Origin of the sequence: Mucilaginibacter sp. (assembly GCF_965225845.1) — a bacterium.
Lineage (GTDB): Bacteria > Bacteroidota > Bacteroidia > Sphingobacteriales > Sphingobacteriaceae > Mucilaginibacter.
This window is the reverse complement of record NZ_CBDDBL010000001.1, coordinates 474,072-490,220: the sequence shown is the minus strand read 5'-3', so window position 1 is coordinate 490,220 and position 16,149 is coordinate 474,072. Positions and strand designations below refer to the sequence as shown.

The following is a 16,149-nucleotide window of genomic DNA, read 5'->3' as shown; positions in this document are numbered from 1 at the left end:
TGTAATCTTATTGTAATATGCTCTTGTTTATACGTAAAAACTCAATCAAATGATTGAAATAATACTACATCGATAATCATTTAATTGTTTTTTTATTGATACAATAAATTTGCCTGATTATCTTTCATTTATATTTGTTAATATGAAGCGTATAATATTTTCTGTCCTATTTTTATTTGCCTGTTGTTCATCATTTTCGCAAACTGCTCCGCCATCCGATTTGGTGACCATTGAGCAAAGCTTTAAAAAGTTGGATGTATTAGGCACTGTGCTATATGTAGCCGCTCACCCCGATGATGAGAATACGCGCTTGTTAGCTTATTTAGCACAGGAAAAGCATTACCGCACCGGGTATTTATCCTTAACCCGCGGCGATGGCGGACAAAACCTGATCGGCAACGAGCAGGGCGAACAATTAGGATTGATCCGCACGCAGGAATTATTAGCCGCACGAAGAATGGACGGCGCCGAGCAATTTTTTAGCCGCGCGAATGACTTTGGCTTTAGTAAAGGTCCCGGCGAAACCTTAAAGATTTGGGATAAGGAAAAAGTTTTAAGCGATGTGGTGTGGGTGATCAGGAAGTTCCGCCCGGATGTAATTATCTGCCGTTTCCCGACAACCGGCGAGGGTGGACACGGGCACCATACCGCATCAGCAATTTTAGCGCAGGAAGCGTTTACAGCGGCGGCTGATCCGAACCGTTTCCCGGAACAGTTAAAATATGTACAGGTTTGGCAGGCAAAGCGTTTGTTATGGAACACCTTCAATTTTGGCAGTGTAAATACCACCTCGCCCGATCAATTTAAACTGGATGTTGGTGTATACAACCCCATCATTGGTAAAGGTTATGGCGAAATTGCTGCCGAGAGTCGCTCCAACCATAAAACGCAGGGCTTTGGCTCCGCCAAGCAACGCGGCGAGGCTGTTGAATATTTTAAAACTATTTTGGGTGATGCGCCTAAAACTGATTTGATGGATGGCGTGAACACTACCTGGGGAAGGGTTGGCGCTGAAGATATTTCAACCGATCTATTGAAAATTAGAAGGGATTTTGATATTGATCATCCGGATAAATCGGTGCCTGCATTAGTTAATTTGTTAGGTAAAGTTGAAAAAGTAAAAGATGATTACTGGCGTGCGCAAAAAATAAAGGAGTTAAGTGAATTGATTGCTGCGTGTGCTGGTTTATGGACCGAGAGTTACACTGATGAACCAATATATGCTGTTGGCGATCAAATATCAGTTAGAAATCAATTCCTGTTACGCTATAATATTGATGTACAACTGACTAACGTTCAATACTCCTATTATGATAAAACAAATCCAATAAATATAGTTGGCGTATTTAGCTACATTGACGCACCACATTATATACTAAACAAGTCGATCAATGTTTTACAAAGCTTTGATTCTAAATTTCAGGCTGGAGCAATTACACAACCCTATTGGCTTGTTAACCCGCATGCTGTCGGCACTTATGATGTTGATTACTTAACAGACATTAATAGCACTGCCCCAAGATCTCTACCGGAAAGCATTCCTTATTCGGCTCAACTGACTTTTAAAATACTGGGTATAGAAATACAGTTTAATAGGCCAATACGATATAAACATGTGGATCCCGCCCGTGGCGAGCTTTACGAACCATTAGTTATAGCACCGCCGGTAACTGCTAACATCAACGACAAGGATTACATCTTCAACTCCAGCAAACCGCAGAATGTTGAGGTAAAACTAAAAAGCTTCACTAACGCCAACGGCAGCATCAGCATAAAACCTGTTGATGGCTGGAAGATTAGTCCGGATAAGATTGATTTCGTAGATAAGAAAAAAGGTGAGGAATGGAGCGTAAACTTTAACGTAGAACCAACCGATAGCAAATCTAAGACAAGTATTTTCCAGGCTTTGGTTAATGTAAATGGCAAAGAATACTCCATGGGGATAAAAACCATCGCCTATAACCACATCCCAATCATAACTTATTTCCCGCCGGCGCAAGCAAACCTGATCAATGTCGATCTCAAAACTGCGGGTAAAAAGATCGGCTATATAGCGGGCGCTGGCGATATGGTTCCGGATGCATTAAGGCAGGTTGGCTATGATGTGCATATGCTTACTGAAAGCGAGATCATGAACAGCGACCTTTCGGTTTATGACGCGATCATCACCGGTGTTCGTGCCTTCAATGTGGATGAGCGCATCCCTTTCGAACAACCCAAATTAATGGAATATGTAAAAAACGGTGGCAACCTGGTGGTTCAGTATAATAACAATGTCGGCGTGCTTGTGCCGCAGATCGGGCCTTATCCTTTCCGCCCGGTTAACCAGCGCGTGACGGATGAAACCGCGAAGGTTACGTTTTTAGAGCCCGAAAACCCTGTGCTTAATTACCCAAATAAAATAAACGATGCTGATTTTGACGGCTGGATACAGGAACGCGGCTTATATTTTGTAAGCGATATCGACCCCAAATATAATACACCATTGGAAATGAATGACCCCGGAGAACAGCCAAATAAAGGGTCGTTAATTTTAACAAACTATGGCAAGGGCAGGTTCGTATATACATCATTAGACTTTTTCAGGGAATTACCTGCGGGTGTGCCTGGTGCATACCGCTTATTTGTTAACTTGTTAAGCAAGCCTAAGCAGTAATAGATTGAAATTGTAATAGATAAGTCTTATTTCATCAAATGATTAACTTTTTTTAACACACGTATTGTTAAACAATAATTAATCATATACTTTTGCGGTCTGTAATACTCAAGAAAATGAAACATCAAGAAGAAGAAAAAAACTACGACTTTTTATATTACCTGTTAGGCCTGGTTACAGGTGTATTAACTGGTGCTATATTAGACGTAGGTATGATTTGGGCTTTAGTAGGCGGTGTATTAGGCTTACTTACTGCAGGCTTGTTCCTTAACGTTTTAGTAAAAGGCCGCGAAGAAGCAAACTAAGCTTTACAATTTCTATAAAATATTAAAAACCAGTTAAACGGCGTATGCTGCTTAACTGGTTTTTTTGTTCTATAACTATTTAAGCTGCATTTGCTTGTGCAGTTTGCGGTGAACCACCGCTTTAACCTGCTTTGATTTCGACTTGTTCCGCTTTCCCCACCAGATTATAAAACCGGTAACCGGCAAACTGGCACAAATCAAACTTGCTAAAAATGCTAAGATCTTACCGAATAAGCCCAAGGCCTGGCCAACGTGTATATCGTAATTCAACTCGTTCAACTTTAAGCCCATACTTTTTTGTTTATTGGGTAAGCGCTGCAAGAGTTTACCGGAATACTTATCAAAAGTATAGGTGTCATTATTTCCATAGCGCAAGCTTTGCGCATAAGCTGTTACACCAATAGTGCCCGACTTAGCATCGTTTTCCGAGATCAAAAACATTTCTGCCTGCGGTGATTGTCTTTCTGAACTAAAAAAAGCCTGGTCAACCGCGGGTAGGGTTTTGGTGGAAGATCTAAACAAGGAATCCGACTTAAATACCGCCGTTTCAGTGGCGAAAGATTTACCAAAATTGGCCGCTTTGTAAATTCCCTTATCCATCCAATTAAAATCAATGGCGATCCCGGTTATCGCTAATATAATTCCTATCGCGGCAGCATAAAAACCAAGAACGTTGTGCAGGTCATAGTTTACCCGGCGCCAGCGGCCGTTCCATTTTATGGTAAAACTCCGCTTGCGGTCGCTTTTTCGTTTGGGCCACCACAAAACGATACCCATTACCATGATTGCAACAAACAGGATAGCGGAAACGCCGACAATCATGCTGCCAACTTTGGCGGGCAGCAACAAATAAAGGTGGATGTATTCAACTACGGTAAAAAAGTTATCCTTTATTCCCTCCGCGTGGAGGATCTGCCCGTTATATGGGTTCAGGTAGATGTCGGTAAAGCCCAGCTTCGGTACATTGGCAATTACCATGGCAGGCCGGTCAACACCCAGGTAGTACATATAGTTAGCCGTAGAACCGGGATATTTGCTCAGCGCAGTATTTTTTAATGTTGATGGCGCTAAATACGCTTGCTGAACCGGGGTTACCTTTCGCCAGGAATGTACAGCGTCCTGGATCTCATCCTGGAAACAAAAGATGCAGCCGGTAATACTCACTATAAACACCACCAGCCCGGATATAAATCCGAGCCAGCGGTGAAGAAATAGAATTCCTTTTTTAAAATTCATTGTTAGAATTTAAACGTAACACTACCCAATATTTGCCTGAGCATTTGCGGGTTTACCGTGGTATAACCTGTATAATACTCCTTATTAGTCAGGTTATTTACATTTAATGCCAGGCGGTATCTTTCTTTATTATAGAAAACGCCCGTATTTAACAAGGTATATGATGGCAGGAAGAATTTACCATTGTAAGTATCATTGATCACATAGTTATTGCCGGCGTAATTTCCACCAAAGCCAATACCTAAGCCCCTAACATCGCCGCTTGTAATAGTATAGCTTAACCATAAGTTTGCCTGGTTAGGCGGACCGGCAGTTTCGGGCCTTAAACCATTATCATAGGCTGAAGCATTGGTCATTAAGCTGTTATTATGCGAGAATCCAGCCAAAATGTTAAAGCCGGTGAAAGGATTGGCATTTAATTGCGCCTCTATTCCCTTGCTTGTTTGCGTACCAGCTTGTATTGACGCGTTGGCGTGTGCCGGGTCGCCGATCACTTCGTTACTTACCTTAATATCATAATAGCTTACAGTTCCGTTTAACCTCCCGTTAAATGCATTCCATTTTATACCGCCTTCTAACTGGTTGGCTTCTTCTGTTTTAAATAAGGTCTCGGTTAAGCCATTGGTCGTGTTGGGCGTATGTACTTCGCCATATCCGGGGTTGATGAAACCATTGGTATAATTACCAAATAACGACAGTTGGTTGTTAAATAATTTATAAACCAGGCCAAATTTGGGTGACAGGGTAGTTTGATTGAACGCTTTGGCTAAAACTGTGCCGGATGTAGGGTCGGTAATTGGTTTGGTATCGTAATTATCAACACGCAAACTTGCCATTGCCAACAGGTTGTCGGTAATGTTCAACACGTCCGATGCATAGGCGCTATAAGTGTAAGTATTGTAACGGCTGTAGAAAGTTGATAAGGTAGTGTTGGTGAACAATGAATCTACCTTAGATTTATTAAAGTTATAGTAGTTTGGAATAGCGCCTCTGGTATTGATCACATCGAACGCATCGCTGCCGCCACTTGGGTTTATGTATTTAATATCTTCCTGCTGGTTCAGAAAATCTAATCCTGCTACCAGCCTGTTTCTCAGGTTTCCGATCTTAAAATCACCAACAAAGTTTTGTTGAATTTGCAGGGTATTGCTTCCTCCGGTAACATCCCAAACGTCGCGGGCTATGTGGTTATTCGGTTCTAAATAAAAGAACGGGCCATATCCACCGCCATTATTGCTGGTTGTGCTGATGTTGGTTTGTGATTTCCAGTTATCCGAGATCTTATACTCGGCCATAGCAAAGAAGTTCGCGACGTTTGATGTAGTGGTCAAATCGCCACCCTGGTAGGAATCTTTGTAGTTGATGCTTAACTGGTTTGCATTAGTTGCTCCTAATTGGGCAGCAGTTGCACCAAAATAATAGATAGATGGTGTTGGCGCTGCAACATGGCTGATCTCCAGGTCAAAAGATAAGGTTAAGCGATCATTCACAGTATATTTAAAGCTCGGATCGAATACGAAGCTGTTGGTTTTGCCATTGTCCTGGAAACTACCACTGTTGGTATAAGCAGAGTTGATACGGAACAGCATTTTTTTGGCCGTATCAATCGGTGTGTTATAATCAATACTTACACGGTTAAAGTTGTAACTACCTGTTGAGTAGGTAACTTCACCGTCTTCTGTATCAAAAGGCTTTTTCGTGACCCTATTGATCAAACCACCGAAGGAAACCAGGCTGCTGCCATACAAAGTACCTTCGGGGCCCTTGATAACTTCAAGCGACTCTAAATTTGCTGCATCAATTGTACTGGCTACATTTCCAGAGAGGCCGTTCCTTAATTCTGTTTGAACCGGGAATCCTCTCAGGGTAAAATAAGAACCGCCATCGCCAACACGGTTGGTGGCTGTCCAAAGCTGGCTCAATCCCGGTACATTTTGAATGGCGGCATCCGCAGTAAATAATCCTTGCTCCTGCAACAGTTCCTTGCTTACCGTGCTGTAAACCTGCGCGTTTTCAAGGTTCGCTAACGGCATCTTATCAACATAGTCGCTATTTTTAGTAGCATACTTGTTTGCTTTGCTGGCATTAATGGTTACTTGCTGTAAGGTACCGGTGGTAACACTTAAAGTTATTAAAGGAACCTGTACAGCTTCCCCGGCTTTTACAATCACCGGAATTTCCTGCGATTTGGCGCCGACAAAAGTAACTGTTAAAGTATATGAACCGGCCGGTGCCTTAAAGTGAAAACTTCCCGCCTCGTTAGCAATAGTTCCGTAAGATGTTCCTTTAAGCATTACCGACGCATTATCGGCAGGCTTGTTTTTATCAGTTATTACCGATCCTGTTATTGTACCCTTTATATTTTGGGCAGATGCGGGGTTGAAGCTGAGTATTGCTATCAAGATTGAGAGCAATGAGAAAATTGTTTTTTTAGGTTGATGAAATACCATATATAACTTATTTAGACTAATTAAAAATTAGGCAAATATAGACACAGAATCTTAATTGTTTAGAATAATTATAAACAAGCATATAAGGATCTTATTATCAGTAAATTAATTTTTTAATCATTTCGATTTAGCAAAGGAATTTTTGTATCTTATGGAATATGAAGGTTTGTTCCAAAGATCATACAAAACAGGATTAGGGTTAATATGAGCTAAAACCAGGCAAAAAATCAACTAAAAAAGGCATTTTAAGGCGTTTTCAGGTTAAAAAACCGCTTTTGAGGCTCAAAAACAAGGCAAAAAAGGAAGCAAAAACTTCCTTTTCAGTGTCTTTTAAGGTGTTTTTCGGGGCGAAAATGTTTCAACTGTACCATTTGTGTCAACCCCCAATTATGGTACACCTAAAAATGCATATGACCATTTTGCATTAAATATCGATAACTTCCTTTTTCTTTTTGGTACGCATCCGTTTGGGCACCAGCTCCAGGATCTCATTTTTAAGCGCGTCAATCATCCGGCGCTTCAGAAAGTTGGCCTGCACAACGATGCTTACTTCGCGGGCTGGTTCCGGAGATTTAAAATAGCGCACCTTGTCGAGTTGCTTTTCGTTTAGATCGGATAGGGCAAGTTCAGGCAAAATGGTAGCACCATTGTTTTGGTCAACCATACGCTTCAGGGTTTCCACGCTGCCGGTATTGTATTCAAAATGCTGGAAGCCTTTGGTTGCCTTCCGTCGCTGGCATATGTTTAGTACCTGTTCGCGCATGCAATGGCCCTCGTTCAGCACCCAGATCTCTTCCATATCTATGTCCTCCGGGCTAATACTCTTCTTTTTAGAGAGCTTGCTGTTCTTGGATACATATGCCACAAAATTTTCATAAAAAACCGGGATCTCCTTCAAATTGGCCTCGTGCAATGGTGTTGAAAGGATGCCGCAATCAATCGTTCCGTTTTTAAGCTGCGCAATGATCTGCTCGGTGGTCTGCTCCCACACGATCAGTTTTACCTGGGGATATTTTTCGACGAATCCCCTTAATATCTTCGGCAATATATACGGAGATACCGTTGGTATGATAGCCACTTTTAATTCGCCCGACAAGTCTTTTTGCCGGTCGCTGACTATCTCTTTTATCTTTTCGCTTTCAGCAAGCATAATACGTGCCTGATCGATGATATCAATGCCTATTTCTGTAGGCGATACCGGCTGCTTACTGCGATCGAAGATCTTTACACCGAGCGTATCTTCCAGCTTTTGTACCTGCATACTTAATGTAGGCTGGGTAACAAAACACTTCTCGGCGGCCATTACAAAGCTGCGGTAGGTATCAACGGCTACGATATATTCAAGCTGGGTTATTGTCATATAGATAATATCTATACGAAGATAGTAATTATTGATTTTTTCTATTGAAATTTTATCGTGAAGTTTGAGTTAATACTTAAAAACACTACTTATGGATAACAACAAGAAAAAATTAACTACGGCATCGGGCATTCCGTACGTTGAGAATGAAAATTCCATGACCCTCGGCCCTCGCGGACCGATCCTTTTACAAGATTTTATCCTCCATGAGAAAATGGCCCATTTTAACCGCGAACGTATTCCTGAGCGTGTGGTGCATGCTAAAGGATCAGGCGCATATGGCACATTTACTGTAACGCATGATATTTCGAAATATACAAGAGCTAAGATTTTTAATTTTATAGGCAAGGAAACGAAGGTATTCCTGCGCTTCTCAACCGTTGGCGGCGAGAAAGGCTCTGCTGATACCGAGCGAGACCCGCGTGGTTTCGCGATAAAGTTTTACACCGAAGAAGGCAACTGGGACTTAGTTGGTAATAATACCCCGGTATTTTTTGTGAAGGACCCAAAGAAGTTTGGTGATTTTATCCATACCCAAAAACGCGACCCGTATACCAATAGCAAAAGCAAAATCATGATGTGGGATTTTTGGTCGTTAAACCCTGAAAGCCTGCACCAGGTGATGATACTGATGTCTGATCGCGGAACGCCTTATGGTTACCGCCATATGGATGGTTTCGGCAGCCACACCTACTCACTTATCAATGCTGATAATGAAAGATTTTGGGTGAAGTTCCATTTTAAAACCCAGCAAGGCATCAAAAACTTTACCGATGCAGAAGCGGCAGATATGCGTGGCAAAGACCCTGATTTTGCACAGCATGATCTTTTGACAGCGATCGATAATGGTGATTTCCCTAAATGGAGTTTGAAGATCCAGGTGATGCCGGAGGCAGATGCCAAAACTTACCATATCAACCCATTCGACCTGACGAAGGTATGGCCGCATGGTGATTACCCATTGATAGATGTAGGTACATTGGAATTAAACGCAAACCCTGATAATTATTTCGCCCATGTTGAGCAGGCTGCTTTTGCACCTGCGCATGTGGTTGATGGTATAGGCTACTCGCCTGATAAAATGCTGCAGGGCAGGATATTATCTTATCCTGACGCACAACGTTATCGTTTAGGCGGCAACTATGAGCAGATACCGGTAAACCGTTGTCCGTTTGAAGTTAACAATTACCAGCGCGATGGCCGGATGCGGGTTGACGGCAACCACGGCAGCAAGCCAAATTATTTCCCGAACAGCTTTGATGATATTCAACCTGACCCATCTTACAAAGAACCGGCATGGGATCTTGGTAATGTAACCGCTGATTGGTACGACCGTAACGCCGAAGGTGAGAACGATCATTACACCCAACCGGGAAACCTGTATCGTTTAATGAGCGATGAGGCTAAGCATGACCTGGTAAATAATATTACAGGCGCCATGAAAGGCATTGACGGACCAAAACGCGACCTGATCATCAATAGGCAATTATGCCACTGGTTCAGGGCTGATATTGGCTTAGGGATGGCTGTAGCCAAAGGCCTTGATCTTGACCTTAATGAAACAATGAAGCAAATGCCGCAATTGGCTTAAAATATCTTGCTCTAAAACAAGAAAGCCGTATTGTAATTACAATGCGGCTTTCTCTTTAATATCTTTATTCTATTACATGGTATGCAAAGCATTCCCGGTGTAGTACAGGATGATGATCACCAATCCCGCTAATATCCTGTAAAAGCCAAACAGCTTAAAGCCTTTTTGCTCTAAAAAGGTAATGAAGGTACGGATAGCCATTAACGCCACCACAAAAGCTATTACACTACCTAAAACCAGGTATATAATATCCTGGTGAAGCACAGCAGCATCCAAATGGTTTGCTTTGTGAAAGTCCCAAAGATCTTTTAATGTAGCGCCAAACATGGTTGGTACAGCTAAAAAGAACGAGAATTCAGCCGCCGCGGTACGGTTCAGTTTTTGCGACATACCGCCAACGATAGACGCAGCAGAACGGGAAACACCCGGCACCATCGCCAAACACTGAAAACAGCCTATTTTAAAGGCGGTCCAGTAGTTGATATTTTTTTCTTCGGTAATGGTTGGTTTATTGAACCATTTATCAACAAAAAGCAGTATCACGCCGCCAATTACAAACGCATAGGCAACAACCAGCGGACTTTCTAACAATTTATCAATATGCTTTTTTAACAGCACCCCTAATATTACCGCAGGTATTACAGCTACTATCAATTTGTAATAAAAGTCGAGCGATTTGAAGAAACGCTTAAAGTACAACACCACTACGGCTAAAATAGCACCCAGCTGAATTACAATTTCAAAAAGCTTTACAAACTCATCCTTGCTGATGCCCATCAGCGAACTTGCTATAACCATGTGACCGGTTGATGATACCGGCAAAAACTCTGTTATCCCCTCAATTATAGCAAGGATAATAACGTGTATTATACTCATTCTTTAGTAGCTGGTTTTTTAAGGATAGCATAAAACCCGATAGCGAAACCGCCCAAAACGGTGAGCGGGGCAACAACAATTTTAGTGCTGCTATAAATGTCGGTTGTGCCTGCCATTAAAAAGAACCCCAGTATTACAACTACAACCGCAGCGATAAGCCAGGTATAGTTGCTTTTATCAAAAACGAAATGTACAGGCTGTACTTCAAGTGATGTTCTTGTTGCAGGCTTGGCTGCTGTTTTTACCGGGGTACCCGGCCTTACTAATTTTTGTGCCATTTATAAATTGAACTATAATTTCTATTAATCAGATTACCTGTAAAGGCTATATATTTTAAGTCGTAAAAATTTATTTACCGCTAACATAGTGCTAAAACCTGATATAAATATTCCCAAACCTATCACGCCCAAAAATACAATACCAAACTCAGTATAACTTTGCAGGATGATCAGATCCGGGATCTGTTTATCTGCAAAATACAGCGTAGCGATTAAGATTACAATTGCTATTAATCCGCCTAAAAGGCCATGCCATATACCGTACAGCAAAAACGGCTTGCGAATAAAGCATTTAGTCGCACCAACCAATTGCATGGATTTGATCAGGAAGCGCTGAGAGTAAATCGCCAAACGGATCGTATTATTGATCAGCGCTACTGATAGCACCACGAATATCCCTGCGAACACCAGGATCACCAAACTTATTGAAGTCAGGTTGTTATTCATCTCATCAACCAGCGATTGTTGGTATTTAACATCTTTTATTAAAGGATTTTTTAGAAGCTCTGCCTTAAATTTTTCTATATCAGCATTATTGGCAAAATCAGCCTTCAGGTAAACATCCAGGGATGGCGATAATGGGTTATAACCCAAAAATTTCACAAAATCTTCGCCTAAGTCTTTTTGCAGGTTACGGGCAGCTAATTCTTTGCTTACATACTGGGTTTGTTTAACCATCGGGTTACCGTCCAGTTGTTTTTGCAGTTGCAGTACATCCGTTTCATGGGCGGCATCATCAACAAAAACATTCAACACAATATTTTCTTTCACATAGCGCTCCAGGTTATTGGCGTGTACCAATATCAATCCCAGCAAACCCACCATCAATAAAACCATTGCAATGCCAAAAACGGTAGATATGTATATCGTTTTGGTTTTTTTTGCTGATTCGCTTGCTTCAAATTCTTCCATAGCTGCCTTTTGGTTTGTGCGAAATTAACAAACACGCCTTAAAGGTAAAAGTTTATATGTTATTAATTGCGATTTAGTGCATTAAAGGCTATCGTGTTTAACAAATTTTAACAAGGATGCTGAAAATTTCACGCTGATAATCAAGTACTGACAAACTTGTGTCAGTGCTTCTTCCAATCTATTTCCAGAAATTTGAATGTACCTGAAATATTTTCTTTTGAGAGAGAATTAAATCGTTCTTTGAAATATTAGATCAAGTGCGCTCGTTTGCAACAAGTGCTTAAATGGGTTGATATTCCATCGGAATTGAACAAGCAATAAACAAAATTTGCATCCGGGATGTTATCCTAAAAAACATCAACCATGACAAAGCCAGCAAACTCACCAGATAAACCGTCTCCGTCAGATACACCAACCCACAGGCCGGCAGATAACGGACATAAAAGCGTAGTGAAAAAAACTGATAAAGAATATACCGCCGATCAGCCGCATAGCGGCGAGATTGCCAAAAAGCACGAAAAGGAGGAGCAACCGGTAGGCCCCGGCAGCATCAAACCACCAGCAGAAAAAGGCATGGATAAAGGGCAGGTACAACCTGATTAAGTCAAAATTAAAAAGTCAAAAAATTGAAACTGATCTTTGGCTTATTATCGGCTTATTCCTGCCGAATTGAATTGCAGGTCGTAAAGTTTGCGGTAAAAGCCGTCTTCTATTTTTAGCAGTTCCTGGTGGGTCCCCATTTCCTTAATCTCGCCGTGGTCAAGTACGATGATCTTGTCGGCTTTTTGTATGGTCGACAGGCGGTGCGCAATCACGATTGCGGTACGGCCTTCCATCAGTTTGTCTATCGCGTTTTGGATCAGGATCTCGGTTTCTGTATCTACCGATGATGTCGCTTCATCCAATACCAATATCGCAGGATCATAAACCAGCGCGCGAATGAAAGAGATCAATTGCGCCTGCCCTGCCGACAGTGTTGAGCCGCGTTCCATCACGTTATAATCGTATCCGCCCGGTAATCGTTCAATAAATTCATGGGCGCCAACATCTTTTGCTGCCGCGATGATCTGCTCACGGGTAATAGCTTCGTTATTCAGGCTGATATTGTTGGCGATGGTATCGGTAAACAAAAACACGTCCTGTATCACGGTGGCTATTTGCGCGCGCAGGTAGTTAACATCATAATCCTGCAGGTTATGCCCGTCAACGGTTACTTCTCCTTTGCCTATCTCGTAAAAGCGGTTCAGGATATTAATGGTTGATGATTTGCCCGCACCAGTCGCGCCTACCAAAGCCAGTTTTTCGCCCGGCTTAACGTGGAAGTTGATATTCTTGAGCACCCAGTTCTCATCATTATAAGCAAACCAAACATCTTTAAACTCAATATCGCCTTTAATACGGGCCGGTTTTAGGTGGCCGGTGTTTATAGCAACTTCGTTAGTGTCTAAAACTTTAAAAATACGGTCGGCGCCCACCATGCCCATTTGCAAGGTGTTAAATTTATCCGCCAGCTGCCTTATCGGCCTGAATAATAAATTCAAATAAACAATAAATGCCAAAATTGTACCAGGCGTAATTGGCTTGCCTGTAGTAGACAGATAAGTCAATTGCTGATCGCTTAGCACGCGCTTGCTGCCATACCAAACCAAAAGGCCTATACACATGGCAAACAAAATTTCCACAACCGGGAAAAAGATAGAGTAATACCAATTGGAGCGAATATTCGCATCGCGGTATTTTTTATTGACCGACACAAACTTGCGCATTTCCTGTTCTTCGCGCGCAAAAAGCTGGATAATGCTGATGCCCGAAATGTGTTCAGCCAAAAAGGTATTTAATTGCGCTACCTGGGTACGTACTTCCTGGAATGATGATTTGATAGCCTCTTTAAACACATAAGTTGATGCGAAAAGGAAAGGCATGGGGATCAGTGTGATTAGCGCCAGCTTCCAATCCACAAAAAGCATATAACCTATTACGGCTATGAGCAACAGCATATCGCCCATGATAGAGATCAGGCCTTCCGAAAAAATATCGGCAATGGTTTCCAAATCGGATACTGTACGGGTAATCAGCACGCCGATAGGTGTACGGTCAAAATACTTTAAGCGAAGGCTGGTTATGTGGTTAAAGATATCGATGCGCAAATCACGGATAACAGATTCACCAAGCCAGTTGGTAATAAATGTTTGATAATATTGGGCGATGGTTTGCACAATGAGCTGAGTGATCATCAGCTCCACCATAAAGATCAACCCGGAGTAATTATCTTTCAGAATGTAATCATCCATTGTTTTTTGGATGAGAATAGGCTGAATAATAGCAACACCCGCCAAAAAGATGGTCAAAAACACTGCGATGATAAAGGTGGTATTGTAAGGCTTAACATAATGCATTACACGGCCTAACAATTTCCAGTCGAGCGCCTTACCTGTAACCGCAGATTTTTGTACGGGCGTGTTTTGTTCTTTTGCTTTTGCTGCGCCGGTTGAAGTATTTGCTTTTTCGTTACTCACTAAATCAAAGGTAAGCTATAATTATAATATCAAAAATGGCAATTGGTAAATTGACGTTATTTTTAGAATACGTTAAGAGCCCTTCCGGGGGATATTTAGAGCGGGCTTGGGTAAACCACCTCCGTTAAATACAAACCACATGCCGGCACCGAAGTTCCTGCTTTGCTCCTGTTTTTGCTGCGAATAATGACATGAATGTCCGCCGGTTCAATTTCTTTTTTGCCGACTTGTATCAGCGTACCAACAATTGCCCGCACCATATTGCGTAAAAAGCGGTCGGCGGAGATGTGAAATACGATACCGCTATCTGTTTTTGCCCATTCTGCCTTTGATATTTTACAATTATTTGTCTTAACCTGCGTATTCGACTTACTGAAACAGCTAAAATCGGTATACCCCATAATAATTTTAGCGGCTTGATTCATCAATTCAATGTCCGGCTCATCGCGCAGCAACCAGGAATATCCGTATTTGAAGGGGTCTTTATTAAAATGTATATGATATTCGTAGGAGCGAAGTGTGGCATCAAAACGCGCATGGTCATCTGAATTAACCTCAAAAATACTGCCCACCGCAATATCATGTGGTAAGAGGGCATTCAGGCTGCGGAGAAAATTATTTTTTTTTTCGATGGACCATGGTCCATGGTCTATCGGCTGCTCTGCATCAAAATGAGCAAAAAATTGTTTGGCATGCACGCCTGTATCTGTTCGCCCGCAACCTAAAGTTTCGATCGGCTCTCGTAAAATGGTGCTCAGGGCTTTATTTAAAACTTCCTGCACACCGATGGCGTTTGGCTGCAATTGCCAGCCGTGGTAGTTGGTGCCATCGTAAGCGAGTTCGAGAAAAAATCGTTGGGTTGCCACGGTGGCAAAGTTAATAAAACTGTGTAGCATGCAGGGCTTGCATTTAACTAAACAATTCTATATTTGCTTATCAATAAATCAATCATGATACAACGCGTACAAAGTATATATCTTTTTTTAGCGGCACTGGCAATTTTTGCCCTTTTCCTGTTCCCGCTGGTACATAATGTTTATGTAGATAATAAACCAACCACAATAATGGTTACCGGTACTTACCAGGATGTTAACGGGGTACAAACCCACATTGATCATTTTGTGGCGCTTACCGCTGTTACGGGCGTTGCTGCATTTATCCCGTTGTTGATCATCTTCTTGTACAAAAACCGCAAAATGCAGGTAACTTTATGTTATAGCGCCATGTTGTTGGTTATTGGTTACAGTTTCTGGATAGCGCAGGCAGCTAAAGCTGTTGTTGGCGATATTACCCTGCAACCCAGCAACTACGGTATCGGTATGTTCCTGTGCCCATTAGCCATAGTTTTCCTGCTGCTGGCTATCAGAGGCATCCATAACGACGAAAGATTACTTAAATCGGCCAACAGGTTGCGGTAGAAAAATTATTTAAGAAAACTTTTTTGTGTTTTATTGATTAATGATGCTGTTCAACTTCAGAATTAAATCAGTATGTTTAACTGAAAAAAAATCTTAAAATTTATATGGCACAAAAAGTAAACTGGCATCAAAAACACAAAGAAGATTCAACTTTCGGGCAGCGATTGGCAGATTCTGTAGCTACGGGCATGGGGTCATGGCGGTTCATTATTATTCAAACCGTTATTGTGGGTGTATGGATGATTTTAAATGTTGTTGCCTATGTAGATCATTGGGATCCGTACCCTTACATTCTACTTAATTTGCTTTTCTCTACCCAAGCCGCCTATGCTGCACCTATCATCATGATGGCGCAAAATCGCCAGGGCGACCGCGATAGGGCACAGGCTGATGAAGACTTCAGGACCAATGTTGAGGCCAAAAAAGAAATAGAAGAGCTTGCCGTACTTTTAAATAAAATAGAAATAGACAAGCTGGATAAAATTATATCTATGCTGGAGAAGATGAATGTGAAATAGCGTCAGGATGCAAGAATCAGGAGTCAAGACTTT

Annotated in this window: 14 protein-coding genes; 6 read left to right on the top strand and 8 right to left on the bottom strand. The window is 41.8% G+C overall.

Annotation, left to right across the window (positions count from 1 at the left end; all coding sequences use genetic code 11):
- Positions 1-142 precede the first annotated feature (142 nt).
- Positions 143-2,656: a PIG-L family deacetylase gene (locus ACYZ0U_RS02300; protein ID WP_461449384.1), complete on the top strand. Its 2,514-nt coding sequence runs from the start codon at positions 143-145 to the stop codon at positions 2,654-2,656.
- A gap of 116 nt (positions 2,657-2,772) precedes the next feature.
- Complete coding sequence (locus tag ACYZ0U_RS02295; protein WP_461449382.1) at positions 2,773-2,961, top strand: hypothetical protein; 189 nt, start codon at positions 2,773-2,775, stop codon at positions 2,959-2,961.
- A gap of 75 nt (positions 2,962-3,036) precedes the next feature.
- Here the strand turns inward: ACYZ0U_RS02295 and ACYZ0U_RS02290 are convergent, their stop codons facing one another.
- The 3 genes from ACYZ0U_RS02290 to ACYZ0U_RS02280 form a co-directional block, all read right to left on the bottom strand.
- A complete protein-coding gene (locus ACYZ0U_RS02290; RefSeq protein WP_461449380.1) occupies positions 3,037-4,197 on the bottom strand; it encodes a PepSY-associated TM helix domain-containing protein in 1,161 nt (386 codons plus the stop codon).
- Positions 4,198-4,199: 2 nt separating this feature from the next.
- On the bottom strand, positions 4,200-6,599 hold the full coding sequence (locus ACYZ0U_RS02285) for a TonB-dependent receptor domain-containing protein (RefSeq protein ID WP_461449378.1): 2,400 nt from the start codon (positions 6,597-6,599) through the stop codon (positions 4,200-4,202).
- A gap of 472 nt (positions 6,600-7,071) precedes the next feature.
- Positions 7,072-8,007, bottom strand: coding sequence for a LysR substrate-binding domain-containing protein (locus tag ACYZ0U_RS02280; protein WP_461449376.1), 936 nt, complete (start codon positions 8,005-8,007; stop codon positions 7,072-7,074).
- Between the two features lie 91 nt (positions 8,008-8,098).
- On the opposite strand from ACYZ0U_RS02280, the gene ACYZ0U_RS02275 reads away from it, so the two are divergent.
- Complete coding sequence (locus ACYZ0U_RS02275; RefSeq protein WP_461449374.1) at positions 8,099-9,598, top strand: catalase; 1,500 nt, start codon at positions 8,099-8,101, stop codon at positions 9,596-9,598.
- Between the two features lie 72 nt (positions 9,599-9,670).
- Here the strand turns inward: ACYZ0U_RS02275 and ACYZ0U_RS02270 are convergent, their stop codons facing one another.
- The 3 genes from ACYZ0U_RS02270 to ACYZ0U_RS02260 are packed head-to-tail and all read right to left on the bottom strand — an operon-like array spanning position 9,671 to position 11,664.
- Positions 9,671-10,474 carry an undecaprenyl-diphosphate phosphatase gene (locus tag ACYZ0U_RS02270; RefSeq protein WP_461449372.1) on the bottom strand — a complete coding sequence of 268 codons (804 nt, stop codon included), beginning with the start codon at positions 10,472-10,474 and terminating at the stop codon, positions 9,671-9,673.
- Positions 10,471-10,752, bottom strand: coding sequence for a DUF3098 domain-containing protein (locus ACYZ0U_RS02265; RefSeq protein WP_461449370.1), 282 nt, complete (start codon positions 10,750-10,752; stop codon positions 10,471-10,473). The genes ACYZ0U_RS02270 and ACYZ0U_RS02265 overlap by 4 nt, the downstream gene beginning before the upstream one ends.
- 33 nt (positions 10,753-10,785) lie before the next feature.
- Positions 10,786-11,664, bottom strand: a complete 879-nt coding sequence (locus ACYZ0U_RS02260; RefSeq protein WP_461449368.1) for a cell division protein FtsX — start codon at positions 11,662-11,664, stop codon at positions 10,786-10,788.
- A 363-nt stretch (positions 11,665-12,027) separates the two neighbouring features.
- Between ACYZ0U_RS02260 and ACYZ0U_RS02255 the strand changes: the two genes are divergently transcribed.
- Positions 12,028-12,267 carry a hypothetical protein gene (locus ACYZ0U_RS02255; protein ID WP_461449366.1) on the top strand — a complete coding sequence of 80 codons (240 nt, stop codon included), beginning with the start codon at positions 12,028-12,030 and terminating at the stop codon, positions 12,265-12,267.
- Positions 12,268-12,311: 44 nt separating this feature from the next.
- On the opposite strand, the gene ACYZ0U_RS02250 is transcribed toward ACYZ0U_RS02255, so the two are convergent.
- Both ACYZ0U_RS02250 and truA read right to left on the bottom strand, forming a co-directional pair.
- Positions 12,312-14,060 carry an ABC transporter ATP-binding protein gene (locus tag ACYZ0U_RS02250; protein ID WP_461450000.1) on the bottom strand — a complete coding sequence of 583 codons (1,749 nt, stop codon included), beginning with the start codon at positions 14,058-14,060 and terminating at the stop codon, positions 12,312-12,314.
- 215 nt (positions 14,061-14,275) lie between these two features.
- Complete coding sequence (gene truA / locus ACYZ0U_RS02245; RefSeq protein WP_461449364.1) at positions 14,276-15,046, bottom strand: tRNA pseudouridine(38-40) synthase TruA; 771 nt, start codon at positions 15,044-15,046, stop codon at positions 14,276-14,278.
- A gap of 84 nt (positions 15,047-15,130) precedes the next feature.
- Between truA and ACYZ0U_RS02240 the strand changes: the two genes are divergently transcribed.
- Both ACYZ0U_RS02240 and ACYZ0U_RS02235 read left to right on the top strand, forming a co-directional pair.
- Positions 15,131-15,598 (top strand): DUF4293 domain-containing protein, encoded by a 468-nt coding sequence (locus ACYZ0U_RS02240; RefSeq protein ID WP_461449362.1) that lies wholly within the window; start codon positions 15,131-15,133, stop codon positions 15,596-15,598.
- 104 nt (positions 15,599-15,702) lie between these two features.
- A complete protein-coding gene (locus tag ACYZ0U_RS02235) occupies positions 15,703-16,116 on the top strand; it encodes a DUF1003 domain-containing protein (RefSeq protein WP_461449360.1) in 414 nt (137 codons plus the stop codon).
- Positions 16,117-16,149: the final 33 nt, after the last annotated feature.

Bases quoted from the DNA above. Each gene is read 5' to 3' on its own strand.
- ACYZ0U_RS02275 (WP_461449374.1), top strand. From the start codon at position 8,099: ATGGATAACAACAAGAAAAAATTAACTACGGCATCGGGCATTCCGTAC.
- ACYZ0U_RS02270 (WP_461449372.1), bottom strand. From the start codon at position 10,474: ATGAGTATAATACACGTTATTATCCTTGCTATAATTGAGGGGATAACA.
- ACYZ0U_RS02290 (WP_461449380.1), bottom strand. From the start codon at position 4,197: ATGAATTTTAAAAAAGGAATTCTATTTCTTCACCGCTGGCTCGGATTT.
- ACYZ0U_RS02295 (WP_461449382.1), top strand. From the start codon at position 2,773: ATGAAACATCAAGAAGAAGAAAAAAACTACGACTTTTTATATTACCTG.
- ACYZ0U_RS02240 (WP_461449362.1), top strand. From the start codon at position 15,131: ATGATACAACGCGTACAAAGTATATATCTTTTTTTAGCGGCACTGGCA.
- ACYZ0U_RS02235 (WP_461449360.1), top strand. From the start codon at position 15,703: ATGGCACAAAAAGTAAACTGGCATCAAAAACACAAAGAAGATTCAACT.
- ACYZ0U_RS02265 (WP_461449370.1), bottom strand. From the start codon at position 10,752: ATGGCACAAAAATTAGTAAGGCCGGGTACCCCGGTAAAAACAGCAGCC.
- ACYZ0U_RS02260 (WP_461449368.1), bottom strand. From the start codon at position 11,664: ATGGAAGAATTTGAAGCAAGCGAATCAGCAAAAAAAACCAAAACGATA.
- ACYZ0U_RS02300 (WP_461449384.1), top strand. From the start codon at position 143: ATGAAGCGTATAATATTTTCTGTCCTATTTTTATTTGCCTGTTGTTCA.
- ACYZ0U_RS02250 (WP_461450000.1), bottom strand. From the start codon at position 14,060: ATGCATTATGTTAAGCCTTACAATACCACCTTTATCATCGCAGTGTTT.
- ACYZ0U_RS02255 (WP_461449366.1), top strand. From the start codon at position 12,028: ATGACAAAGCCAGCAAACTCACCAGATAAACCGTCTCCGTCAGATACA.
- ACYZ0U_RS02280 (WP_461449376.1), bottom strand. From the start codon at position 8,007: ATGACAATAACCCAGCTTGAATATATCGTAGCCGTTGATACCTACCGC.